We start from the raw sequence: 22,721 nt of genomic DNA, 5'->3' as shown, positions 1-22,721 counted from the left end.
TTGAGCTCTCTTCTTTTCATCCATGCCGATCCGCTCCACCGCCGCTCCAGTCCAGCGCGCCTCGCTCAGTCGTGACCAGGTCAACCGCCGCAACCAGCGGGTGGCCAGCTATCACGAACTGGTCAGGCCGATTGCCCTGCACTACAGCGCCCTCAGCCCGGAGTGCCCGGACGATCTGATCCAGGTGGGACTGCTGGGTCTGATCCGGGCTGCCGAACTCTTTGTTCCCAGCCTGGGTACACCGTTTTCGGCCTTTGCCCGCCATCACATCCGTGGAGCGATCCTTCACTATCTCCGTGATCAGGCGGCTCCGATCCGGGTGCCGCGGCGGCAACAGGAGCTCGAAGACAAGCTGCGCCAGGTGATCCGCAGCCGCCAAAGCCTCGGACAACCCCCGGCCAGCCCTGAGGAGATCCGGGACGCTCTCGGGCTCGGCATCGAGCAATGGGAGCGTTTCCAACGCTTGCGGGGATTGGCCCGGCCCCTGTCCCTTGAGCTTCAGAGCCAGGAGCCTGCCGCACCGGAGTTGGTCCCTTCTGCTGCCGAGGAGGCAGGAGCAGCCATGGCCGTGCTGGCGCAGCTGGCTCCGGGTCCTCAGGCGGTGGTTAGGCAGGTTGTGCTTGAGGGCCACAGCCTTCGGCGCGTGGCCAAGGCCCTGAACGTGAGCCCGATGACGGTGCACCGCCAGCTGAACCGCGCCCTGACTCAGCTTCGCGACCAACTGGATTGTGGTGAGCGGGTCGTCAGTTCTGGCCTGAAGTCGCGTCGCGGTTCATCTGCTGTTCCAGCGTGTTGATCGCTGCTGTGACAGCGGCAAGCTGGCGCTCGGCGCCATCTCGCCAGAACGTGAGCATGCGCAGCTTGCGTTCCTGGTAGCTGCGACGCCGGCTTTGTGGATCGCTGTTGTCGCCGGGACAGCAACCGAAGGACGGGAACATGGGACGATGGCGCACAGCCAGATGGTTCTAGCCACTGCGTCTACCCGGTGGAGAGGGATGCTCTCAACACCTGCGTTACAGTTGTCTGTCTTGAGACCAGCATCAATCGTCAGGGCGCGCCCGTTGGTTCCGAAGAACGTTTGCAGTCTTCTCTCTTGTCAGTTCGCTTGAGTCAACTCACAAGATGCCGTGCCAGGCATGGTTTCTCGTTCCCAGCCGCCCTCGGCCTGATCGGCTGCGTCGTCCTGGTCACAGCACCGGCCCAGGCCTATGTGGCCCTGATGGCCGGGCAGTCGGCCCGTCCCCTGAACGGTGTGTTCAACACGGTGCCTGTGCTGCATTCGAACCAGCCGGAGGAAGTGTTCGGGCCCGGAATTCTGATCGACACGGCACCGGGCTCGGCCTACTCCCAGGAAACCGGCCAGCGCCTGGAGAATGCCACGTTCACATTCAACGGTGAGTTCGGCCTTCACGCCCACCACAAGTATTTCCCTGAAGACGCCAGCCGCCTTGGCGGTCGCTATGTGCGCGGCAAGCTCACGATCGCCACGATCGTCACCAACCCAGGCAATCGGCCGGTCACCCTGCAGCTGGATCGTGGAGCTGTGCGCAACAGCTTCGAAGCTCCCTACCTGGCCAATCACCTGATGGGCGTGAAGCCGCTTGGTCCACGGCCTTGGAACACGGGGCCCGGCGATGCCACGGCCGTGATCATGCTCCGCAACCAGCGGGACCCGAAACTGCCCGAATTCTTCGTGATTCCAGCTCGGAGCCGGGCTGTTCTGTTCCATACCCGTCTGCCCGCCCGCGGCATTGCCAATGGTCTGCTGCGGGGTCGCAGTGACGGCCCCTTCCAGATGGCCGTGGTCGCCGCCGAAGATCCCCAGACCGATGCCGATCTGATCGCGGTTCTCGACCGCGGTGTCCTGGCTCCTGGCCGCATCTATCTCCGCATGCTGCCGGACATCAAGAGTGGCCGCGTCTTCTCCAGGGTTGGGGGTGTTGCCCTTGGTGATGCCTATGAAGCCAGCCTGAGTCACGATCTCAGCCAGGGCCCGCTGCATGTGCCCTTCACCAGCACCAACCGCACCACCTTCGGCACCCGGGAGGTTCAGGTCAATGCGCTGGCCAGCCGGATGCTGGATTCCTCCCTCGACAATGTCGGCACCTACGGCGTCCGCTTCGATGTGACCCTCAATCTCAAAGGCAGCGGGCCCTACGACCTGGTGCTCAGCCATCCGACCGCCAACGGCAGGCAGTTCACCTCATTCCGCGGCTCAATTGGCATTCAGACCCTGGAGGGTTACCGGGAGGTGCACGTCGGAATGCAGTCGGGCGAGAGCCTTTCCCTGACCTCTCTGTCGCTCAATCCCGGCGTCTACAACCCTGTGAAGATCAGCCTGGTGTATCCGGCGGATGCCACACCCGGCCACCTGCTCAGCGTTGTCCCTGCCGGACAGCTCGCCCAGTTGAGAGAACGCGAACGGCTGGTGGCCCAGGCTCGGGCGGCGGCGGCCGCTGCAGCTGCCAGGCCGAAGCCGCCTCCGGTCGCACCTCCTTCCGTTGCCAGCTCCCCAGATGGCACCAGGCAGACTGCCCCGCGCACGCAACCCCCGGCTTCGAAACCCCCGGCAGCGAAACCGCGGGCCGCAGGAGCTTCTCCCATTCTCAGGCCCACAGGCGGTGACATCCAGCCCCCCAAGCGCCCGGCTGTTCGCCCCCCGCTGATGCCGGCCTGGATCCAGCCATTGCCGCCGATTCCCCTTCCCCTGCTTAACCGCACCGCGCCGGGCAGCACCAGTGCTGAGATCACCCAGGTGCAGAATCGCTACGAAGAGGCCGCCGAAGCTCAGCAACGCTTTCTCAACAGGTTGATGGGGCGCTAGCCCTCCGTCGGTGTGCCGTGGTGAATGAGCCGGAGAACCAGAACCGCAAGCGGTTGAGCATCGATCTGCCGGTCGCCTGGGTGGAGGAGATCGACCGCTACCGCCGGGAGTGGGGATATCGCAGCCGTGGTCCGGTTCTGGAGCGCCTGCTTGATCAGTTGTTCAAAAGCGAGGAGGAACTGGCTGAACAGGGAGCAGCCAGCCTCCACGAGCCCCTGGAACTGGATGAACGTGGCGCCCTGCTGCTGGCTGCCAACACCCACCAGGCTGAGCTGGTGTTCGATGACGGTTTCCCCGACCTGGCTGAGGATGGCCCGCTCCTGCCCCATCCAACGAGCCGGTCAGCCTCGATCGATTCGAAGCCGAGCTCTGATCAACGACGGCGCAGCGTCGGCATCGATCTTCCCGGTTTCGTGCGTCAGAGATCGGATTGGCTGCGCCAGAGCCTCCATCCGGCCCGATCACCCGCCGAGCAGGAGCGGGAACCCCTGCCCCAGCTGGCTCCGGTCAATCTGGAGGAGGCTCTGGCGGCTGCAGGCGACCATTGGCTCTCGCTCTATGGCACCGAAGCGAATGCGGCGGTTCTGGAGGCCGCCATGGTCTGGTTGGGTCAGGAGATCTGGCCCCAGTCGGACCAATCCGACGGCCGTCCGTTCACCTGGTCGCTGGCGGAGCGATGGATTCTTGGTGTCGTGCCGAGCTGGCCGCTCGGACCGCCGAGCTTTGCCCGGGTCATCGTCGTGGCTGGTCTGCTGGAGGATCCGTTCAGCACAGGAACCCTCACCCTGCGGCTGCCGACCCTGATCCGTCGTTTCGTGCACCGGTTCCGCCGTCAGCACCGGGGCACCTCCTTCCAGACGCTGGAACACACGATGACCCTGCATGGGGCCCTGCGTCAGTTGCAGCTCCCAACCGATCACGGCCAACGGTTCACCCTGGACCAGATTCGGGAGGCCTACCGCGAGCAGGCCCTCAGCCATCACCCCGATGCCGGTGGCAGTGCCGATGCAATGCGGCGGCTGAATGAGGCCTACCAGCTGCTCAAGGAGCTGTATCGAAAACCTTCTCAAGTGGCTCAATGATCCCAGCCGAGACCTTGATTGGGTCCAGAAGTGCGTCAAGACTGTGTTTGCTGAGATAAGCAGGTTCTCCAGCCCGATACGCCTGGATCCGTAGAGCAAACCTGGCCTGAGAATTTGTCCAGCCCTCTGCCATCAGCCTGTCCAGTGGCTTGGACACCGCCCAGAATTCAGTCATAGCAATCCTAGGTAGCTTTGCGTACCTGCTACATAAGCAGGTACGCAAACCAGGATCCGGTTGGGTCGAGCCGGGGGCAGAGCGTTTCGTCCCCGTAGTCGAGACTTGAGCGATTTTTCCCCGAACCATCCAGTCGATTTCAAACGGCGCGCCTCAAGGGGGAAGCTCATGTTGTGTTGGTGAAATCATCAAAAAACAACGATTCCAGCGGAGAGATCGTTCACATGCAGCAGGGCGGGGATCAACTGCGCTGCTAATCGCCAGCTGCCTGATTGCTTCAACTCGACTGGCTCAACTGATACCTATTCCGAGACTCGCAGCGAGACCCACTCAAGACACTTGCAAGTTCCCTTCGAGACTCTTGCGAGACCCATTCAGGTTCGAGTGAGACTGACTCAGGGTTCTCCAAGGCCCATGAATCTCGTTATAGTCTTTCGATGAGTCCAATTAAGGGTCTCTGATCAGCCAAGCGAGACAACATCTACCGGCTCGACTGGCATGGCCAGGCGAAAAGCCGTGCGCCGTCCTGGCATCAGACCTGATGCAAGAACTTGCTTCAGGTCTTCCGTCAGATCACAGTTGCAGCTGTCCAGGCTGAGAATCGGTTTTGGTCCAGCAGTCTGTCGCTTGTGCGATAGCCAAGACGCTGTTTGGAGCCTTCAGCCGGGTTCGCCTGAATCGATCAGGCGGTGGTCTGCATCCCCTGGATCAGAAAATCGAAATAGGGTGATGCCACAGCGGCATCGCTGGAGCCAAGCAGAACCAGGCTCGCCTCCTTCAGGCAGCGCATGCTCTGAACCATGCCGGCCATCGGCACTCCGAGGCTGTTGTACATCTCGCGGGCGCCGACCAGGCCGATCTCCTGGATTTTTTCGGTGCTGCCGGCCATCACGCCGTAGGTGACCAGCCTGAGATACCAGCTGAAATCACGCAGACACTGGGCCCGTTGGCGCTGGCCATAGGCATTGCCGCCCTGGGCGACGTACTCCGGCTTGAGGGAAAACAGCTGCCGAGCCGATTCGTCGACGATCTTGCGTTCGTTCTCGCTGAGGGCACGGGCAATCCTGATGCGCTGGCTGCCACCCGAGAGAAACTGCGCCATCACGCGCAGTTCACCGCCACTGGGGTAGCGGAGTTGATCATCGGCTTGCAGGATCAGATCCCGGACAACGCTCATTCCGTCCACCATGCACGGCTTGATCCTATCGAGGCAATGCCCTTTGGCCGCTGCTGGCCCGCCATGTGTAACGGCCCTTTGCATCTAGGGTCAGGAACGCCCTTCCGGACTGCCGAGCGTTCCCAATGGGGTCATCCATGCCAGCGATCGGCTCCGAGCTGGAGCTCCTGGTCACCGGTCTCAACCATGAGGGCCACGGGGTGGCTCGTGTGGGTGGGCCTGGCCCTGAGCCTCAGGAGCTGGTGGTCTTCGTCGCAGGCGTCCTGCCTGGCGAGCAGGTTCGCGCCAGGGTCCGGCACCATGGCCAGCGGCACCTGATCGCCGAACTGATCGAGCGGCGCAGCAGCTCCCCGGATCGCCGCAAGCCCCCCTGCATCCTGGCTGGCAACTGCGGCGGCTGCAGCGTCCAGCATCTGGACGACCCTGCCCAGGCCCTCTGGAAACAGGATCTGCTCCAGGAAACCCTTCGCCGGATCGGCGGGTTGCAGCTGCCGGTGGAGCCGATCCTGGCCGCCCACTCGCCACTGGGCTACCGGAACCGCGCTGTGATCCCACTGGAGCGCACATCGGAAGGTCTGCTGCGGGCGGGGTTCTACCGCAGCGGCACCCACAGGATCGTGAACATGAACCGCTGCCCGGTGCTTGATCCCCGCATCGATCGCCTGATCACTCCCCTCAAGCACGACCTCGAGGTCAGCGACTGGCCTGTGGATGTCAATCTGCGCGAGGGGGGCGGGCTGCGTCACCTTGCCCTGCGGCTGGGACATCACACCGGCGAGGTGCTGCTCACCTTGATCAGCAGCCACGACGACCTGCCCGACCTGCAGGCGCAGGCCGAGATCTGGATGGATCGCTGGCCGGAGCTGGTGGGGGTTTGCCTGAATCTTCAGCCCCGGGCGACCAACACCCTGATGGGACCATCCACCAGCTGCATAGCCGGCAGACCCTGGTTGATCGAACGGTTCGGTGGGCTTCAGTACCAGATCGGGCCCGACACTTTCTTTCAGGTCAACACCCCCCAGGCCGAACAGCTTCTGCCCCTGCTCGATGCTGCTCTGCAACCGTCTCAGGCGGCCAGAATTGTTGACGCCTTCTGTGGCATCGGCACCTTCAGCCTGCCTCTGGCGGCAGCTGGAGCCCAGGTGCTAGGCCTTGAGCAGCACGCTGGCAGCATCGCCCAGGCTCGCATCAACGCCAGCCTCAATGGCCTGGCCGGCGTGGAGCTGGAAACGGCCGATGTGGCCGTCGCCCTGCCTGAGGCCCTGCGCCATGCCGATGCCCTGCTGCTTGACCCACCGCGCAAGGGGCTGCCTGCGAGCGTCTGCGAGGCGATTCGAGCAGCTCCTCCCCAGCGGCTGGCCTATCTGAGCTGCAACCCGGCCAGCCTGGCCAGGGATCTCGCCAGGCTCTGCGCTGAAGGATCCCTGCGGCTGCTCAGCGTGCAACCGTTCGATTTCTTTCCCCAGACCAGCCATGTTGAGGCTCTGGCCGTCCTGGAGCGGAGCTGAGCTGAGCCGCCCAGACCAGCTGCCTTCAGCTTCTCAGCTGGGCACCGAACTGGCGGTCGAGGGCGGCGCGGATCGCGGCATGGCATTGCTCCACATCGGCGTCGGTGAGGGTTCGGCGCGGATCCCTGTAGCGCAGCCGAAAGGACTGGCTGACAGCTCCGGCGGCTATCTGGTCTCCCCCGTAACGATCCACCAGCTCGGCCGACTCCAGCAGCGGTCTGCCTGCCTTGCGGATCGTGGCCAGCAAGGCCGCCGCCGTGACGTCATGGGGCACCACCAGGGCCAGATCCCGCTCCGAGGCAGGCACTGTGGCGAAAACCGAGAAGCTCGGCTGCCAGCGGTTGCGGCGGGTGGCGGCTGTGAGCAGCGCCTCAAGCGGCGCCTGAAACAGGTAGGTGGCCTCAGGCAGATCGAGGCGCTCAGCCTGGGCGGGATGGAGCTGGCCGAACCAGCCGATCACCCGTCCCTCCAGCACCAGCTCCGCTGCCCGGCCCGGATGGAGCAGCGGATGGCTGCTGAGGGGTCGGTCCTCACAGGGAATGGCCAGGCTGGCCAGAGCCAGCTGAAGCACGCCGCGGGCTTCGAAGTAGTCGGGATGCCGTGGCTTGCCGCCACTGCTCCAGAGCTCGGCGCGGCGCTCTCCGCAGATCAGCCCGGCCAGCTCAGGGCGCTCCTGCGGCACGGCGGATCCTGGGATCAGCTCGAAGACAGTGCCGATCTCGAAGCCCCAGAATCCAGGCTGGGAGGCCTGGAGATTGCGGCGGGCCGCCTGGAGCAACTCTTCGATCAGGCTGTCGCGCAGGTGGCTGTAATCGGCCAGCAGGGGATTGGCGAGCGGGGCCCGGGGCGCCGTGGCCAGTGCCGAATCACCGGAAACAAGAGACAGGGTGCACAGTTCCTGCAGGCCGGCGGTGCAGAGGGTCTGACGCAGGCGACGCTCCGCCCGCTGGGATGGCTCCAGGCCACCGGGGCGGATCGGATCGGGAAGGTGGCAGGCGAACTGGTCGTAGCCGACCAGGCGAGCCACCTCTTCAATCAGATCCACCTCCCGGCGCAGGTCCATGGCCCGCGAGGGGGGCACCGTTACCAGCCAGCCATTCGCTTCGGGTTCCAGCTGGCAGCCCAGGGCTGAGAGGGTCTGCTGGATACGTTGGTCATCGAGGTCGCCTTCCTGGCCATCCACCAGCACCGGCCCGAGCAGTTGGTGCAGCGCGTCGCGGCGCAGCAGCAGGGGCGGCTGCGACTCCGCTGGACTCTGATGCAGCCAACGCCCGATCAGTTGTGCCCCGGTGAGTTCCTGAAGCAGGCTGACGGCCCGATCCGCCGCCGCCAGCGTGACCTGGCGCGGCAATCCCTTCTCGAAACGCAGGCTGGCGTCGGTCCGAAGCCCGACGCTGCGGGCGCTGCGTCGCACGGCCTGGGGGGCGAAGACAGCCGCCTCCAGCCAGATCGTCCTGGTGTCTTCCTGGACGCAGCTGTTTGCGCCCCCGATCACCCCGGCCAGGGCAACGGCCTGGCCGGCGTAGGTCACCAGCAGGGCTTCAGGGCTGAGCTGATGGCTGACGCCGTCGAGCCCGGTGAACGGTTCTGCCTCAGTGGCGCCGCGCAGGCCGATGCGCTGTGGTGAGGCCTCGCTCCCGCCCGCAGCGGTCGGCTCCAGACCAGCCAGCCGGTCTGCGTCAAACGCATGCAGCGGTTGACCGGTTTCCAGCATCACCAGGTTGGTGACATCGACCACGTTGTTGATCGGCCGCAGACCGGCACGCTCCAGGCGTCGCTGCAGCCAGGGCGGTGAAGGCTCCACCCTCACAGAACGGAGGGCGGTGAGGCTGAACAGGCCGCCAGCCTCGATCGCCTCCCGATCAGCCGGGGGAGGATCGAGTGGTTGCGCTCCGATCGCCTCCGGCAGCTCGCCGAGCTTCAGGGGAGCGCCGGTGAGGGCGGCCACTTCCCTGGCGATGCCCAGCATCGAGAGACCATCAGGTCGGTTGGCGGTGATCGCCAGCTCCAGGATCTGATCATCGAGGCCGAGGGCCCCAGCCACAGGTGTCCCGGGCGGTGGCACCTCCTGCAGCAGCTCATCGAGCACCGCAATGCCGGCAGAACTGCCACTGAGGCCAAGCTCCTGGAGGGAGCAGATCATGCCGCTGCTGGCCACTCCGCGCAGCTCGGCGGGCTTGATCGTGAGATCGACGGCCGGTAGGTGGCTGCCCACCAGGGCCACCGGCACATGAATCCCGGATCGCACATTGGCGGCACCACAGACGATCTGCAGCGGGGCTTCAGCCCCGACCTCGACCTGGCAGACACTGAGCTTGTCGGCGTTCGGGTGCGGCTGGCGGTCTGTGACCAGGCCCACCACCACGCCGGCGGCCCGGGCGGCCAGATCCTCGATCCCCTCCACTTCGAAGCCGGCGATCGAAAGACGCTCGGCGAGATCGGCCACCGGCGTGTCGCAGGCCACGAGCTCCCTGAGCCATTGGAGCGAGACCCGCATCGTTTCTCAAGACCCGTCAGCCTGGCGATCCTAAGGAGGGTGGGGTGGGAGGCCGGAGCGTTAGGATCATTCGTTGTCAGTTCGCCTCGCATCAGCGGAGCACGTCCTTTCATGGCCAAGAACAAGGGCGTCCGGCTCGTGATCACCCTCGAGTGCACGGAATGCCGGTCCAATCCCGCCAAGCGTTCTCCCGGGGTGTCCCGTTACACCTCCCAGAAGAACCGTCGCAACACCACAGAGCGGCTTGAGTTGAAGAAGTTCTGCCCGCATTGCAACAAGAGCACGATCCACAAGGAGATCAAGTGAGTTCCAGCCTGGCTGTCCGCTGACGGGCAGGCTGCCGCGTTGCCATTCCCTTCTTCCAGCTGCCGTTCTCCCAATCCATGTCCAGTTCCTTTTTCAAGAAGCGCCTTTCGCCGATCAAACCAGGCGACCCGATCGACTACAAGGACGTCGATCTGCTCAAGAAATTCATCACCGAGCGTGGCAAGATCCTGCCGCGTCGGCTCACGGGTCTCACTGCGAAGCAACAACGTGATCTCACCAATTCGGTGAAGCGGGCGCGCATCCTGGCCCTGCTGCCGTTCGTGAATCCGGAAGGCTGAGCCCGGCCTTGTCCCTCCAACCGGGCGACCTGGTCGGTCTGATCGGCCCCAAGGGGCCTGAGCTTGGCCTCGTTGAGAGCCTGAATGGTTCCAGGGCGGCCCTTCTGGTCGGTTGGGAAGGACGCGCCCAGCACCTTCCCCAGCGTCAGCTCGATCTGCTTGCCCATCACCGGGGAGCGGAAGCACCAGCCACCCGTCTGGGCCAACCCCCCTGGCGGCTGGTGGAAGCGGAGTTGCCCGCTCAGCGGCCTTCGGCGAGGGATTTCGGCGCCGCCTGGTTGCTGCTCGGGGAAACCAGCTGTGAACTCGAAGATTTTGTGGCGCTGATCGCCACCACCGACACCCCGACGGCCCGGGCCGCCTGCTGGCTGGCCCTGCAGGATCCCGGCCAGCCGTTCTTCCGCTGGCGCCATGGCCTGGTGCAACCCCGCTCCCTGCGGGATCTGCGCCAGTTGCGCCATGAACGGCGCCTGGGCCGTCTGGCCGAGCAGCGCCAGCAGGCCTGGTCGGAGCTGTTGCGCCAACGTCAACCGATTGATCCGGCCGGTCTGGCCCCGGCTCAGCGGCTGCAGCTGGAGCAGCTGCTGGGCTTCGCTTCCGGCGTCAGTGACACCCCTTTACCGCTGGAGTTGCGCCGTGCCCTGCAGCAGGCCCATTGCGAGGCTCAGGCCGGGCCGATTCGCCACCTGCTGGTGGATCTGGGCCAGTGGGAACGCCATGGCTTGCCCTCCCTGCGCCAGACCGTCTGGGAACGGGGCTTCGAGCCTGCCCTGCTGGCCGAGGCCGAACGCCTGGTGGCTGCTGCTGCCCAGGAGCGGCCAGGCGATCGGGATCGGCTTGATCTCACTGCGCTGCGCACCTACAGCCTCGATGACGCCGACACCGCCGAGATCGATGACGCCCTGTCCCTAGAGACGGTTGGTGACGGTCGCCGCCGGCTCTGGGTGCACATCGCCGATCCAGGCCGCCTGATCGCTGCCGATTCCCCTCTGGATCTGGAAGCCAGGCAACGGGCCTCCAGCCTTTACCTGGCCGCCAGGGTGGTGCCGATGTTTCCGCTCAGCCTGGCGGCCGGACCGTTCAGCCTGCGCCAGGGCCAGCGCTGCGCCGCCTGGAGCACGGCGATTGAACTTGATTCGGATGGGGCCGTGCACTCCGCTTCGATCCAGCGGAGCTGGGTTCGGCCCACCTACCGGCTCACCTACGCCGATGGTGACGAGTTGATCGAGCTGGCTCCACCGCAGGAAGCCGATCTGGCCGAGTTGCATGGTCTGCTGCTGCTCCGGCGTGGCTGGCGGGAGCGGCAGGGGGCCCTGTCGATGGAGCAACCGGAAGGGCGGATCCGTTGCCGCGACGAGCGGGCCGAGCTTGAGGTCACGGAGCTCTCGGCTGCCCGCGCCCTGGTCGCTGAAGCGATGATCCTCAATGGCGCCGTGGTGGCCGACTACGGGGTACGGCATGGTCTGGCCCTGCCCTATCGCAGCCAGCCCGCCTCCGAGCTGCCTCCGGCCTCCGAGCTGAACGCCCTGCCTGCCGGCCCGGTGCGCCATGCGGCCCTGCGTCGCTGCCTCAGCCGCGGCAGCAGCGGCGTGCGCCCAGCTCCCCATTTCAGCCTCGGGCTGGGCGCCTATGTGCAGGCCACATCGCCGATCCGGCGCTACGGCGATCTTCTCGTGCAACGCCAGCTGGCCGCCCTGGCGGACGAGGGGGGCACCCCCCTCGACGAGCAGGGCCTGGCCGAACTGCTGGAGGGCCTCGATCCGGTCGTGCGCGAGGGCATCCAGATCAGCCGTGAAGATCAGCGCCACTGGCAGCAGGTGTGGTTCGAGCAACAGCGCGCAGAATGCTGGGACGGCCTCTTCCTTCGCTGGCTTCGCCCCCAGGACCGGCTGGGACTGGTGCATCTGGAGTCCCTGGCCCTGGATCAGGCGGTGCTGTGCCCTGAGACCAGCAGCCCCGGTGATCCGCTCGTGGTCCGTGTTTCGGCAGTTGATTCCCTGGCCGATCTGCTGCGGCTGGAGGCAAGCCTGGCCTCGAGCCGTGGCAGGTGAAGGAGGCTCCAGCTGCCGCCGAGCCGATCAGGGCAGCAGCCTGCTGGCCCGCAGCCATGGTCCCCAGGGGTTGGCGACGGCCACCAACGCCAGCTGACAGCCATCATCCTGCTGCTGCAGCCAGCGATGCAGACCGGGCTCCAGGGTGATCAGCGGCCAGTCCTGGCCCTCCGTTTGCAAGCGATAGCTGCAACTGCCATCCACCTTGAGGGTGCCTCTGAACTCCTGTTGATGGGGCTCAGCCGGGGCCTCCGCTGGACTCGGCGGCCTCGCCTCGCTCCAGCAACCCGTGGTTTCCAGCCTGGCCGGGCCATCCAGGGCCGCCAACTGGCGCAACCGCCACTCGGGATGGTGCCAGGCGGTATCCCAGATCGGCACGGGGCCGGCCGGAGCCTGGCGATCATGAATCAGCTCCTCCTGGATCCGCCGCACCGGCAGGTCGGCCAGGGCCAGGCCCCCCTGCACCGCCAGCGCCGCCGCCGCACCGGCCGCCTGGCCGATGTTCAGGATCAAGGGCTGAAGCCTGGTGGCGCCGTTGGCCATGTGGCTGCTGCTGAAGCCCTTGTCGGCTGCCAGCAGGTTGTCGACATCTCCACTGACCAGAGCGCCGTAGGGAATGCAGAAGGGAGTGCCGCTCCAGCGTCCGCCCCAGCGACAGCTTTTCGGGGCAAGCGGCCAGTCGTCGCCGGGATAGTGGTGATCATTGGCGTAGTTCCCCACAGCGATGGATTGCACCGTCCCATCGATCCCCAGGGGCAGGGGTGCGATCCGTTCCCCGGCAGCGCCGGGCAGCAGATCCTGCTCCCTGACAACGGTGTGGCCCACCATTCGCCGTCCTTCGCGCCAATAGGGCATCAGGGCCAGGGGTGATCGGCCCTGCAGATCCCCATGGCCCTGCTCCGGGAACACCCCGGTGGCCTCCAGCCAGCCGGCTGAGGCTTGCTGAAGAGCTGCGGCGAAGGCGAGGCTGTGGGCCTGCATCCGGGCAAACAGATCGTTCTCGGCAGCGGGGTCGCCGCTGAAGGCGGCATCGAGATTGCCGTGCCAGTCGTTGCCGTGCAGGGGCCAGTTCAGCATCACCAGGCCGCCCGGCAGGCGCCCGTAGGTGAGGGTGCGCTCCAGGCCGAAGGCTTCACTGGCCCGCTCGAACGGGGCCGTGGGGGGGGAGCCGGGAGGGCATGATCCGTTGCCAAGCTGCCCCATCACCACCCAGGTCGGTGACTGCACCGGCTGCTGAAGGAAGAACGGTTCCCGCTCCAGCCGCTGCCGGGGGGGCGCACTCGGCTCCTCCCAACTCTCCCGGGCTTCCCAGCCCAGCCGGAAGGGCACGGCCGCCAGGGGGAACAGGTCGCCCCGGTCGCTGCCATCGATCAACACATGGAGCCGGATCCGCAGGGCCTGGCCGCCGCGTTCGATGGCCAGGGCGAGGAGCCGTGAGCCCTGGCGATCCACCCCGTTCAAGGCACAGCCGCTCCACCAGCGCAGGCGGGGTTCAGCTCTCACCCAGCGGCGCAGGATCGCTTCGGCGCTGGCGGGCCGCCAGCCGAAGCAGCTCACCCAGTTCTGATCCAGCCCTTCGGGCTCCTGCCGCTGCAGTTCCCGCAGCAGGGCTCCCCAGATGCCCGTCTGCCAGGGGGTGAGTTCATTGCCATCGGGGCAGCAGACGCCGGCGGCGCTCACCATTCCCCCCAGCCAGGGCCCCGGGGTGAGCAGCAGGGTGTCCGTGCCACTGCGAGCCGCCTGCAGGGCGGCTGCCACGCCGCCACTGCCGCCGCCCCACACCACAACGGCGGCATCGTCGTCGATCCTGTTGATGGGTACCACCTGCTCGATCGGGCCGATTCTGAACGGCGAGCGACGCTGGGTAAGATCCAGCCCCGGCGCAGGGCCCGCTCTGGCGGCGCAGCGGGCCCTTCATAACCGTCGATGACCTACACGCTCACCACACCGCTCTATTACGTCAACGACAAGCCGCACCTCGGCAGTGCCTACACCACCCTGGCCTGTGATGCCCTGGCCCGTTACCAGCGACTGATCGGCGAGCGGGTGGTGCTGGTCACCGGCTGCGATGAGCACGGCCTCAAGATTCAGCGGACCGCCGAGGCCGCCGGCCTCACCCCCCAGGCCCATTGCGATGCCGTGAGTGCTCAGTACCAGGATCTCTGGAAGCGCTGGCGGATCAGCAACGACCGCTTCATCCGCACCACTGATCCCCGGCACCACAGTCTGGTCGAGCAGTTCTTCCGACGGGTCGAGGCCGCCGGGGATGTGGTCGAGGGCCGTCAGCAGGGTTGGTACTGCGTGGCCTGTGAAGAGTTCAAGGACGACGCCCACGAAGCTGACGATCCGGAATGTCCGATCCACCGCCGACCCCTGGAGTGGCGCGATGAACGGAACCTGTTTTTCCGGTTGTCGCGGTATCAGGGAGCGATCGAGGCGCTGATCGCTCAGCCCGGCTTCATCTCCCCTGCCAGTCGTCGCCGTGAGGTGGAGAACTTCGTCGGCCAGGGCCTGCGTGACTTCTCGATCTCGCGGCTCAATCTTCCCTGGGGAATCCCGGTGCCCGGCCATCCCGATCACACCTTCTATGTGTGGTTCGACGCCCTGCTCGGCTATCTCACCGCCCTGCTCGAACCGGGCGATCCGCCCGATCTGGAGCTGGCGGTCAGTCGCGGCTGGCCAGCCCGCGTGCATGTGATCGGCAAGGACATCCTGCGCTTCCACGCCGTCTACTGGCCGGCCATGCTGCTCTCGGCGGGCCTGGAGCCGCCGCGCCAGGTGTTCGGCCATGGCTTTCTCACCCGGGAAGGCCAGAAAATGGGCAAGTCGCTGGGAAATGTGCTCGATCCCGCCGTCTTGCTTGATCAGTTCGGTGCCGATGCGGTGCGCTGGTATCTGCTCCGTGACATCGCCTTCGGCGAGGACGGCGACTTTCAGCAGCAGCGCTTCCTCGATCTGGTCAACAATGACCTCGCCAACACGATCGGCAACCTGCTCAACCGCACCTCCTCGATGGCTCGCCGCTGGTTCCAGGAGAGTGTTCCTCCCACCGTGGAGGGCCGCTCCCCGGGGCATCCACTGGCGCTGGCGGCGGCCGAGGCCCGCCAGCTTGTCCTGGAGGGGATGGCACGCCTTGATTTCCGTCAGGCGGCCGAAGCCGCTCTGCAGCTGGCGATCGCCGCCAATGGCTTCCTCAACACCCAGACCCCCTGGAGCCGCATCAAACAGGAGGAGGAACGCCAGTCGGTGGCAGACGATCTCTATGCCGTGCTGGAAGCCAGCCGCCAGGTGGCCCTGCTGCTGGCGCCTCTGCTGCCCGACCTCTCCGCGCGGATGATGCTTCAACTGCAGCAGCAGCCCCTGGAGAGCGGGGTGATGGCGGATCCCGCCGCTGCAGCCACCTGGCTGGATCAGCTCCGCTGGGGAGGCTTGCTGAGCGGTCTGGAATTGCCGCAGCCGGAGCCGGTGATGGCGCGGCTGGAGCCGATCCCGTCACCATGAGCCGTCTGCTGTTGATCCTGCTGACCAGCTTGCTGGGCAGCCTTCCCCTGCTGAGCTGCAGCCGGACCCCGGCCGCCAAACCCAGCCCGCCCCAGCCCTTCGTGTTCCGCAGCCTCGATCTGCGCCAGCAGGATGCCAGGGGTCGCCCCAGCTGGGAGCTGATCAGCCCCCTGGCCCGCTACGACCTGCAGGGCCGCCGGGCGACGGTGCAGCAGCCCCGCGGGGTGATTTATGCCGGCGGCAAACCCAGCTACCGGATCGAGGCGAAGCGCGGAACCGTGCTGAACGACGGCGAGCTGATCACCCTGGAGGGCGCGGTGCGGATTCAGGTGCTGGGGCCCAAGCCCTCGGTGATCTCCGGCGACCGGGTGCGCTGGACCCCGAAGGCGCAACGGATCTCCATCGACCAGCGACCGATGCTCGTGGACCGTTCGTCGCGCCTGACAGCCAGAACAGCCCTGTTTCTGATCGACCAGAGCAAACTGGAACTCCGGGGTGACACGCGGCTGATCAGCCAGAAACTCGACCTCAGGGTCGCCCGGGCCGACTGGTTCGCCAACACAGGTGTCCTGCTGGCCGCCGGTCCGGTTCTGGGCACAAGGCGCCTGGGCAAGGGGCCTGCTCAGACCCTCACCGCCTCCGCCCTCGAGGGCAACACCCGGGATGAAGTTCTCGACGCGCTCGCGCCGGTGCGCTTCACCGATCCCGCCCAGAACACCGTTGTCGATGCCCAGCGGGTTCGCTGGACCAGCTCCACCCAGCGGCTCAGCACCCTGCAGCCATTTTTCGGTCGCAGCGGCAAGCTCCAGGTGCGGGGTGAGTCCCTGGAAGTTCAGCTGGATCAGCAGTGGGCCCTGATCCCCACCGGCTGTGATCTGCGCCAGCCGGGTGAGAAGCTGCTGGCCCGGGAGTGTGTCTACAACTGGGACACCCGTTGGCTCATGGCCCGTGGTGGTGTGGTTCTGACCAGGGATGCCAATCAGCAGATCACCCGCAGCACCGAGGCGCTCGGCAGGGTGGGAGGTGATGGCCTCGCCACCTTCAGCACGCCTGGCGGCAGGGTGAATTCCCAGCTGCGGATTCCTCCGGCCTCGGATCGTTCCCCGGACCAGCCTGAACGCTCCAGGCCTCCAGTGGTGTTCTGAGCTTCTCGGCCCACCCCTCGATCCAGGCTTCATCAGCGCGGCTGAAGCACCGCGGCGACCATCCCCCCAGCACCAGCCAGCCGCCACCGCTGATCGGCTGCACCAGCACGGCGGGGGTTCCGGCCGGCAATCCGCTGAATTCAGCAGCACCGGGATAGAGCTTCAACGTCACCAGCGACACAGCCTTGCCGCCCTGCCGGGCGCGCTGGCAGATCGCTCCCGGCTCGAAGGGCTGGGCGCCGAGCACCCCACGCCGCAGGATCGATTGCCCCTGCCAGTGCAGCACCAGGCTGGCCGCCGGGGTTGCGGTCAACAGCATGCGGCTGCCCCAGCTGAGCTCGGCGGCCAGCTCTGCCGGCAAGCCGGCGATCAGCTCCAAACCCTGCGGTCCCCCCAGTTCCACCCGATCAGGGGCGGTCGGGGTGGCACGGGTCCAGAGCAGGGCCACCAGCATCAGGCCCACGGCCATCAGGCTTGCCAGCACGGCGGCGCGTTCCAGGGGGGGGCTCAGTTCCGGAGCGCTGCACTGATTGATCAGGCACAGCACCAGACCGAGCAGGCCTGCCCCCAGGCAGAGGCGGGCCGCAGCGGGCAGACCGGTCACGGCAATCCGGAGGGGGTTCGTGGGAACGCTGACACAAGCAGTGCCGGAGTGGTGCCATCCGTGAGAGGTTGACTCGATTGCATGCCCGCCGAGGGAGCGCCCGAATGAATGCCAGCAAGGCGTTTGCCGCCATCGCACTGGCTGCGGTGGCCTCCGATGGAGCAATGGGCCGGGAGGAGGCCAAGGCGCTGCGGGGCCAGCTTGATCACCGCACCCCATTTGCCGGGCTTTCTGATCAGATCATCGGCGCCATGTTCGACGACCTGCTGCTGATCCTCCGCAATCAGGGACTGGACCAGCTGGTGGCCGAGGCCATCCCGGCCCTCGACGCTGATCAGCGCGAAACGGCCCTGGCGGTGGCCGCCCAGCTCGTGCACAGCGACCGGCTGGTGGAGCCGGCTGAGCAGGCCTTTCTGGATCGCCTTTCCAACCAGCTGGCTCTACCGGATGGACGGGCCAGCCAGATTCTCGAGGTGATTGAAATCCTGCACCGCGACAGCCTGGCTGGCTGAGGGCAAACTGAATACAGTTCTGTTCTGTAGGCAGCGAACCGTGCGTCCGTTCCCACCGTTCTCCCGTTTGCTGGGCATCCTCGCGGCGCTGATGATCCAGCTCCTGCCACTCCAGCCTGCTCTAGCGGCCTCCGCCAGGGATTTTCCAGCCCAGGCCCCCCTGAACCACGTCACCGATGCGGCCAGCCTGTTCAGCCGCGCCACGGCTGCCGAGCTGGAAAAGCGGTTGGCCGCGTTTGAGGCGAGCCATGTGCAGGCCAGGCTGGTCACGGTCGGACGACTCGACTACGGCCTGGAGCTCGACAGCCTCGGCGCTGATCTGATCCAGCGCTGGAACAGCATCTCCACGACGGGAGAGCCTTCCCTGCTGCTGCTGATCGATGGCCAGACCAACACCGCAGCGGTGAAGGCATCGCCCGACCTGCTGGAGCAACTCCCCGCCAGCCTGCTGCGCAGCACGGCTGACACCACCATGGACATCCCCCTGCGGATGGGCTCGCGCTACCGCCAGGCTTCGATCGATGCCCTGAATCGCCTGGAGCAGGTGCTCAGCGGCGCCGATGATCCAGGCCCGCCTCTGGAGCTGGAGCAGCCCGTGGTTGTCACCAGCATCCCGACCCAGGCCGAAACCGCTGCGGGAAGTGGCTTCACCTGGGTGGTGATCCTCCTGGTGGTGGGGACGATTGTGCCGATGCTCACCTGGTGGGTGTTTTCCCGCTGACCGCCGATGACCCTGCGTGATTGGATTGGAACGTTCGGTAAGGCGCGATCCACTGATCTGAGCCTTGATCTGGAGCGGGCCTATGAGGCGGCACTGCTGATCCAGGGCCTGGAGCTGGAGTATTACAACGATCGCCCCGTGCGGCCGGAGGTGAATCTCAGCCTGCCGCGCTCGGTCCAGGCCCAGATGTTGCGGCGCTTCCGCACCGCTCTGCAGATCTGCAGCCAGTTCATCGACGACCTTGAAGGACGGGAGCATGAGCTCGACAGCCAGGAGCGGCGCCAGCTGCAGTTGATCGAATCGGTGGAGGCCCGCTATAGCAACCGTTCCCCCCTGCCGGCCCTGAGCCGCTCCCCAGAACTGCTGCCCCGCAGCCTGATCGGCGTGGTTGAAAGGGTTCGCCGTCAGCTCGACCCGGAGGCTGAGGCCTCGGTGGTGGCCGGCTTCCGCCGCCGCCGCGACACCACCCTGGTGTCCCTGCGGATACTGCTGCTGCTGATTCTGGTGCCGTTGCTGATCCAGCAGGCCAGCCGCACCTTTTTGATCTCCCCCCTGGTCAACCGGCTGGCACCAGATGTGCCCTTCCTCAGCTACACCAAGCCCCAGCTCGAGGAGGAGGCGGTGGAGCGGCTGCGGATCTACCGGGCCGAAATCGAGTTCGACGCCCTGCTCAAGGGCGATCAGCTGCCCACCCCCGAAGCGCTGCATCTGGCCCTGGCCGCCAGGGCTGAGCAACTCAAAGAGGAGGCGGATGGTCAGAGCACCCGGGCCATCAAGAACGTGCTCTCCGATGGCTTTGCCCTGCTTGGCTTCGCCTTGATCTGCGTGTTGGGCCGAGATGACATCCGGGTTCTGAGGGGTTTCCTCGACGAGCAGATCTATGGTTTGAGCGACAGTGCCAAGGCGTTCGCCATCATCCTGTTCACCGATATCTTTGTTGGGTTTCACAGCCCTGAAGGTTGGACTGTGTTGCTCGATGGAATATCAAACCACCTCGGACTCCCGCAGCGAGAAAACTTTGTTCTGTTGTTCATCGCCACATTCCCGGTGATTCTTGCCACCATCTTCAAGTATTGGATCTTCCGCTATCTCAACCGCGTCTCTCCATCCTCGGTGGCCACGCTGCGCAACATGAATGGCGGTGGCTGAACCTGGCCTCACCCTGGTGACGGGCCCCGGTCGCGGTGGCAAGAGCCGCTGGGCCGAGCACCTCGCCGCCAGCAGCAGCCTGCCGGTGATCTATCTCGCCACCGGCCCACTCCGGGAAGGGGATCAGGGCTGGCAGCAGCGCCTCAGCCTGCACCGGCAGCGCCGCCCCGCGAGCTGGCCCACCTGGGAAGTGGCCGGAGCGCTCAGCCAGGCCCTTGATCAGGCGGAGCCCGGCCAGCTGCTGCTGATCGATTCGCTCGGCACCTGGTTGGCCCATCACCTGGCGCTGGACGCCGGTGACTGGAGTGATTGCCAGGCGGAACTGCTCGAGGCGCTGCTCCGGTGCCGCTCAGACCAGCTGATCGTCTGTGAGGAGGTGGGCTGGGGTGTCGTACCGGCCACGGCGATCGGGGGATTGTTCCGTGACCGGCTTGGCGAGCTTCAGCAGCAGCTGCATCAGCGTTGTCAGGCCAGTTGGCTGGTGGTGCATGGCCGTGCGATCAACCTGCTGGCGCTCAGCCAGCAGGTGCCCTGCGGCTAGTTCCATGCCTCGGCTTGTTCTCTTCCAGCCCCAGATCCCCCCCAACACCGGAAACGTGGCCCGCACCTGCGCTGCCACCTGCACCGAGTTGCACCTGATCGCTCCACTGGGGTTCAGCCTTGAGGATCGCCAGCTCAAGCGGGCCGGCCTCGATTACTGGCCCTGGGTGCAGCTGCACCTGCACAGCAATCTCCAGGCCTTTGCCAGGGAGCGCTCCGAGCGCGGCGGACGGCTGGTGGCCCTGAGCAGCCAGGCGGATGCTCCCTACACCCACTTCAGATTCGCCGACGACGACTGGCTGCTGCTGGGCCGCGAAACAGACGGGCTGCCTGCCGAGGCGCTGCAGCTGGCCGATGCGCAGCTGACGATTCCGATGCCAGGTTCGGTGCAGCTGGGTGGTGGCGTCCGCAGCCTCAACCTTTCGGTGGCTGCGGCGATCGTTCTGTTTGAAGCGATCAGGCAGTTGGAGAGAGGGATCTGATCCTTTCCCTCGCTCTATTCAGGCCCCATGAGGAACGGGTGAGACTTGTGCCTGGAGGTTCATACCGCTACTCTCGGCGCGGTCCGGGGATGCTGGCTTCTCCACCGGGCTTTGTTCCTCTGGGGATTTGCATGAAGCCTTACAAACTCCTCTGGCCCCTGGCGGGGGCCGTCCCGGTGCTTTCGCTGGTGGCCGTTGGAGCCATTCCCGGCAGTGCTGACTCCCGCTCATCCGGTTGGGACACCCTGCCGGAGGCCATCTCGGCTGAATCTCATCAGGTGGCAGCGCTGCCGGAGCCCAGCACGGCACGGCTCTGGGCGAAGGTCCGCTTCGGGATCAGGCTTGATGAACTGGCCTCCCAGCTCCGCTTGCCCCCCTCCGGACTGGCCCAGCTCAACGCCCTTGAAGCGGACCACCGCCTCCGAGCCGGGGACTGGGTGATGCTGCCTGCCAACAGAGGCGAGCAGGCCAGGCAACTGGCTTCCATCGATGCTTCCGAACTTCGCCGCCGGGCACCCCTCTCAACACCACCTCCGCTGGAAGCCATGGGCGTTGTGCGCCTTGGCGACAATCTTCGCAAGCTTGCCCAGCGCTATGGCATGAGTCTTCAGGATCTGTTACGGCTCAATCCCGGGCTGCAGGCAGCAGGCCTGGTGGCCGGCACCCAGATCCGGGTGGCCAATGCCGCGCCGGTCCGCAGTCGGATGATCCTGGGTCTCAATCCTGTCGGCAGCGGTGGCCTGAGCTGGCCTGAACTGCCGAATTTCGGGCGTCCTGCCGATGAGTCACCCCGTCCTGCCAATTCCACCTGGATCTGGCCGAGCCGTGGGGTGTTCAGCTCAGGCTATGGCTGGCGCTGGGGGCGGATGCACAAGGGCATCGACATCGCCAGCAATGTCGGAACTCCGATCGTGGCGGCCCGCTCCGGCCAGGTGAGCTTTGCCGGCTGGCACGACGGTGGTTACGGGTTCATGGTCGAGATTCAGCATGAAGACGGCAGCAAGTCGCTTTACGCCCACAACAGCCGCCTGCTGGTGCAGGTGGGACAGGTGGTGGCGCAGGGGGTGACGATTGCCGAAATGGGCAGCACCGGACGCAGCACCGGTCCCCACCTCCATTTCGAGATTCATCCTCCCGGCCGTGGTGCCGTCAACCCACTCACCTTTCTGCCTGGCCGGGCCTGAACGGTTGGCATTGATTCATTCCGGCTGGCTGGCCACGGCTTAAAATTCAGCTCAGGACTGACAACTTTTCTGCAGCCAGGTCAACTTCAGTGCAGACAGCTCCTCTGGCCACGGATCCCTCCTCCCTACTCACTGCCCTGCAGTGGCGCTATGCCACCAAGGTGTTCGATCCCGGCCGCCTGATTGCAGCCGACACCTGGAGCGCCCTCGAAGCCGCCCTGGTGCTCACGCCATCCTCCTACGGCCTGCAGCCCTGGAAGTTTCTGGTGATCGATGATCCGGCTCTGCGCTCCGAGCTGCGACCGTTTTCCTGGAACCAGAGCCAGATCACCGATGCCTCCCATCTGGTGGTGTTCCTGGCCCGGCGCTCGATCATCGCTTCAGATCTGGACCGATTGATTCAGGCCACCAGCGCGGCCCGTGGCCTGCCGTTGGAGCAGCTCGGCTTCTATCGCGATCTTATCCAGAAGGATCTGGTGGATGGTCCGCGCAGCGCCATGATCGACCAGTGGTCCACCAATCAGGTGTACATCGCCCTGGGCAACTTCATGACCGCCGCCGCCCTGCTGGAGGTGGACACCTGCCCGATCGAAGGCTTTTCTCCGCCCGATTACGACAGGCTGCTCGGCCTGGATACATCGGGCTATCGAACGGCGGTGGTCTGTGCGGCCGGCTACCGGGCCCCGGAAGACAAGTACGCCAGCCTGGCCAAGGTGCGCTTCCCTGCCGCCGAGCTGATCGAGCACATCTGAATCCGCCCCGCCTCGCCTTCCCTTCACTGCTGGCTCTGGTCCAGTGGGTTTTCGGGTGTGTCCATCCGCTGCCCATCGTCTAGGTTTGATCGCTGGAGGCTCGGTAGCTCAGCTGGTTAGAGCGTGGGATTCATAACCCCAAGGTCGGGAGTTCAAGTCTCCCCCGAGCCATTGATCGATGCTGGGGGGATGGCCAGGGAGCCTGGCTCCCG

General features: G+C 65.8%; 21 protein-coding genes and 1 tRNA gene. 17 read left to right on the top strand and 5 right to left on the bottom strand.

The window, feature by feature from the left end; all coding sequences use genetic code 11:
* Window positions 1–22: 22 nt before the first annotated feature.
* Window positions 23–796, top strand: a complete 774-nt coding sequence (locus KQ307_RS13190; RefSeq protein WP_259728224.1) for a sigma-70 family RNA polymerase sigma factor — start codon at window positions 23–25, stop codon at window positions 794–796.
* Here the strand turns inward: KQ307_RS13190 and KQ307_RS13185 are convergent.
* Complete coding sequence (locus KQ307_RS13185; protein ID WP_259728223.1) at window positions 744–938, bottom strand: sigma factor SigF; 195 nt, start codon at window positions 936–938, stop codon at window positions 744–746. The two genes, KQ307_RS13190 and KQ307_RS13185, sit on opposite strands and share 53 nt — an antisense overlap.
* 281 nt (window positions 939–1,219) lie before the next feature.
* On the opposite strand from KQ307_RS13185, the gene KQ307_RS13180 reads away from it, so the two are divergent.
* Both KQ307_RS13180 and KQ307_RS13175 read left to right on the top strand, forming a co-directional pair.
* Window positions 1,220–2,824: a DUF3370 domain-containing protein gene (locus tag KQ307_RS13180; RefSeq protein WP_259728311.1), complete on the top strand. Its 1,605-nt coding sequence runs from the start codon at window positions 1,220–1,222 to the stop codon at window positions 2,822–2,824.
* Window positions 2,825–2,841: 17 nt separating this feature from the next.
* Window positions 2,842–3,906, top strand: coding sequence for a J domain-containing protein (locus KQ307_RS13175; RefSeq protein ID WP_259728222.1), 1,065 nt, complete (start codon window positions 2,842–2,844; stop codon window positions 3,904–3,906).
* A gap of 857 nt (window positions 3,907–4,763) precedes the next feature.
* Here the strand turns inward: KQ307_RS13175 and KQ307_RS13170 are convergent.
* Window positions 4,764–5,258, bottom strand: a complete 495-nt coding sequence (locus KQ307_RS13170) for an allophycocyanin subunit alpha-B (RefSeq protein ID WP_259703265.1) — start codon at window positions 5,256–5,258, stop codon at window positions 4,764–4,766.
* 137 nt (window positions 5,259–5,395) lie between these two features.
* Between KQ307_RS13170 and rlmD the strand changes: the two genes are divergently transcribed.
* On the top strand, window positions 5,396–6,766 hold the full coding sequence (gene rlmD, locus KQ307_RS13165; protein ID WP_259703266.1) for a 23S rRNA (uracil(1939)-C(5))-methyltransferase RlmD: 1,371 nt from the start codon (window positions 5,396–5,398) through the stop codon (window positions 6,764–6,766).
* Window positions 6,767–6,791: 25 nt separating this feature from the next.
* Here the strand turns inward: rlmD and pheT are convergent, their stop codons facing one another.
* Window positions 6,792–9,263, bottom strand: a complete 2,472-nt coding sequence (pheT, locus tag KQ307_RS13160) for a phenylalanine--tRNA ligase subunit beta (RefSeq protein ID WP_259703267.1) — start codon at window positions 9,261–9,263, stop codon at window positions 6,792–6,794.
* Window positions 9,264–9,374: 111 nt separating this feature from the next.
* Here pheT and rpmG point away from each other — a divergent pair, with 111 nt between their 5' ends.
* The 3 genes from rpmG (at window position 9,375) to KQ307_RS13145 (ending at window position 11,919) form a co-directional block, all read left to right on the top strand.
* Complete coding sequence (gene rpmG / locus KQ307_RS13155; protein ID WP_255089032.1) at window positions 9,375–9,569, top strand: 50S ribosomal protein L33; 195 nt, start codon at window positions 9,375–9,377, stop codon at window positions 9,567–9,569.
* 77 nt (window positions 9,570–9,646) lie between these two features.
* Entirely contained in the window at window positions 9,647–9,868 is a 222-nt protein-coding gene (rpsR, locus tag KQ307_RS13150) for a 30S ribosomal protein S18 (protein ID WP_255089033.1), read from the top strand.
* A gap of 8 nt (window positions 9,869–9,876) precedes the next feature.
* Window positions 9,877–11,919 carry an RNB domain-containing ribonuclease gene (locus tag KQ307_RS13145; protein ID WP_259703268.1) on the top strand — a complete coding sequence of 681 codons (2,043 nt, stop codon included), beginning with the start codon at window positions 9,877–9,879 and terminating at the stop codon, window positions 11,917–11,919.
* Between the two features lie 27 nt (window positions 11,920–11,946).
* On the opposite strand, the gene KQ307_RS13140 is transcribed toward KQ307_RS13145, so the two are convergent.
* Window positions 11,947–13,734 carry an FAD-dependent oxidoreductase gene (locus KQ307_RS13140; protein ID WP_399241957.1) on the bottom strand — a complete coding sequence of 596 codons (1,788 nt, stop codon included), beginning with the start codon at window positions 13,732–13,734 and terminating at the stop codon, window positions 11,947–11,949.
* Between the two features lie 111 nt (window positions 13,735–13,845).
* Between KQ307_RS13140 and metG the strand changes: the two genes are divergently transcribed.
* Together metG and lptC are read left to right on the top strand one after the other, a co-directional pair.
* On the top strand, window positions 13,846–15,420 hold the full coding sequence (gene metG, locus KQ307_RS13135) for a methionine--tRNA ligase (RefSeq protein ID WP_259703270.1): 1,575 nt from the start codon (window positions 13,846–13,848) through the stop codon (window positions 15,418–15,420).
* Complete coding sequence (gene lptC, locus KQ307_RS13130; protein WP_259703271.1) at window positions 15,417–16,565, top strand: LPS export ABC transporter periplasmic protein LptC; 1,149 nt, start codon at window positions 15,417–15,419, stop codon at window positions 16,563–16,565. Before metG ends, lptC begins: the two co-directional genes overlap by 4 nt.
* Here the strand turns inward: lptC and KQ307_RS13125 are convergent.
* Window positions 16,462–17,169, bottom strand: a complete 708-nt coding sequence (locus KQ307_RS13125; RefSeq protein WP_311133751.1) for a cofactor assembly of complex C subunit B — start codon at window positions 17,167–17,169, stop codon at window positions 16,462–16,464. The genes lptC and KQ307_RS13125 overlap by 104 nt on opposite strands.
* 104 nt (window positions 17,170–17,273) lie before the next feature.
* Between KQ307_RS13125 and KQ307_RS13120 the strand changes: the two genes are divergently transcribed.
* The 8 genes from KQ307_RS13120 to KQ307_RS13085 all read left to right on the top strand — a co-directional run bounded on the left by KQ307_RS13120 (window position 17,274) and on the right by KQ307_RS13085 (window position 22,680).
* Complete coding sequence (locus tag KQ307_RS13120) at window positions 17,274–17,681, top strand: tellurite resistance TerB family protein (RefSeq protein WP_259703272.1); 408 nt, start codon at window positions 17,274–17,276, stop codon at window positions 17,679–17,681.
* 40 nt (window positions 17,682–17,721) lie between these two features.
* Complete coding sequence (gene psb32, locus KQ307_RS13115) at window positions 17,722–18,402, top strand: photosystem II repair protein Psb32 (RefSeq protein ID WP_259703273.1); 681 nt, start codon at window positions 17,722–17,724, stop codon at window positions 18,400–18,402.
* A gap of 6 nt (window positions 18,403–18,408) precedes the next feature.
* Window positions 18,409–19,551 carry a proton extrusion protein PcxA gene (gene pxcA, locus KQ307_RS13110; RefSeq protein ID WP_259703274.1) on the top strand — a complete coding sequence of 381 codons (1,143 nt, stop codon included), beginning with the start codon at window positions 18,409–18,411 and terminating at the stop codon, window positions 19,549–19,551.
* On the top strand, window positions 19,544–20,092 hold the full coding sequence (gene cobU, locus KQ307_RS13105; RefSeq protein WP_399241940.1) for a bifunctional adenosylcobinamide kinase/adenosylcobinamide-phosphate guanylyltransferase: 549 nt from the start codon (window positions 19,544–19,546) through the stop codon (window positions 20,090–20,092). The genes pxcA and cobU overlap by 8 nt, the downstream gene beginning before the upstream one ends.
* 4 nt (window positions 20,093–20,096) lie before the next feature.
* Window positions 20,097–20,573, top strand: coding sequence for a tRNA (cytidine(34)-2'-O)-methyltransferase (locus KQ307_RS13100; protein ID WP_259703276.1), 477 nt, complete (start codon window positions 20,097–20,099; stop codon window positions 20,571–20,573).
* Window positions 20,574–20,704: 131 nt separating this feature from the next.
* A complete protein-coding gene (locus KQ307_RS13095) occupies window positions 20,705–21,757 on the top strand; it encodes a M23 family metallopeptidase (protein ID WP_259703277.1) in 1,053 nt (350 codons plus the stop codon).
* 89 nt (window positions 21,758–21,846) lie between these two features.
* Entirely contained in the window at window positions 21,847–22,509 is a 663-nt protein-coding gene (locus KQ307_RS13090) for an NAD(P)H-dependent oxidoreductase (RefSeq protein ID WP_259703278.1), read from the top strand.
* 97 nt (window positions 22,510–22,606) lie between these two features.
* Window positions 22,607–22,680, top strand: a tRNA-Met gene (locus tag KQ307_RS13085).
* The last annotated feature ends 41 nt before the right edge of the window (window positions 22,681–22,721 follow it).

It is taken from the genome of Synechococcus sp. CS-1326, from assembly GCF_025128115.1.
Lineage (GTDB): Bacteria > Cyanobacteriota > Cyanobacteriia > PCC-6307 > Cyanobiaceae > Regnicoccus.
The sequence above is the reverse complement of the archived record's forward strand: the minus strand, read 5'-3'. Positions and strand labels throughout refer to the sequence as shown.

What these genes read in the sequence shown, in the direction of transcription:
- KQ307_RS13190 (WP_259728224.1), top strand. Translation starts at nt 23, where the DNA reads ATGCCGATCCGCTCCACCGCCGCTCCAGTCCAGCGCGCCTCGCTCAGT.
- KQ307_RS13185 (WP_259728223.1), bottom strand. Translation starts at nt 938, where the DNA reads ATGTTCCCGTCCTTCGGTTGCTGTCCCGGCGACAACAGCGATCCACAA.
- KQ307_RS13180 (WP_259728311.1), top strand. Translation starts at nt 1,220, where the DNA reads ATGGCCGGGCAGTCGGCCCGTCCCCTGAACGGTGTGTTCAACACGGTG.
- KQ307_RS13170 (WP_259703265.1), bottom strand. Translation starts at nt 5,258, where the DNA reads ATGAGCGTTGTCCGGGATCTGATCCTGCAAGCCGATGATCAACTCCGC.
- rlmD (WP_259703266.1), top strand. Translation starts at nt 5,396, where the DNA reads ATGCCAGCGATCGGCTCCGAGCTGGAGCTCCTGGTCACCGGTCTCAAC.
- pheT (WP_259703267.1), bottom strand. Translation starts at nt 9,263, where the DNA reads ATGCGGGTCTCGCTCCAATGGCTCAGGGAGCTCGTGGCCTGCGACACG.
- rpmG (WP_255089032.1), top strand. Translation starts at nt 9,375, where the DNA reads ATGGCCAAGAACAAGGGCGTCCGGCTCGTGATCACCCTCGAGTGCACG.
- rpsR (WP_255089033.1), top strand. Translation starts at nt 9,647, where the DNA reads ATGTCCAGTTCCTTTTTCAAGAAGCGCCTTTCGCCGATCAAACCAGGC.
- metG (WP_259703270.1), top strand. Translation starts at nt 13,846, where the DNA reads ATGACCTACACGCTCACCACACCGCTCTATTACGTCAACGACAAGCCG.
- lptC (WP_259703271.1), top strand. Translation starts at nt 15,417, where the DNA reads ATGAGCCGTCTGCTGTTGATCCTGCTGACCAGCTTGCTGGGCAGCCTT.
- KQ307_RS13120 (WP_259703272.1), top strand. Translation starts at nt 17,274, where the DNA reads ATGAATGCCAGCAAGGCGTTTGCCGCCATCGCACTGGCTGCGGTGGCC.
- pxcA (WP_259703274.1), top strand. Translation starts at nt 18,409, where the DNA reads ATGACCCTGCGTGATTGGATTGGAACGTTCGGTAAGGCGCGATCCACT.
- KQ307_RS13100 (WP_259703276.1), top strand. Translation starts at nt 20,097, where the DNA reads ATGCCTCGGCTTGTTCTCTTCCAGCCCCAGATCCCCCCCAACACCGGA.
- KQ307_RS13095 (WP_259703277.1), top strand. Translation starts at nt 20,705, where the DNA reads ATGAAGCCTTACAAACTCCTCTGGCCCCTGGCGGGGGCCGTCCCGGTG.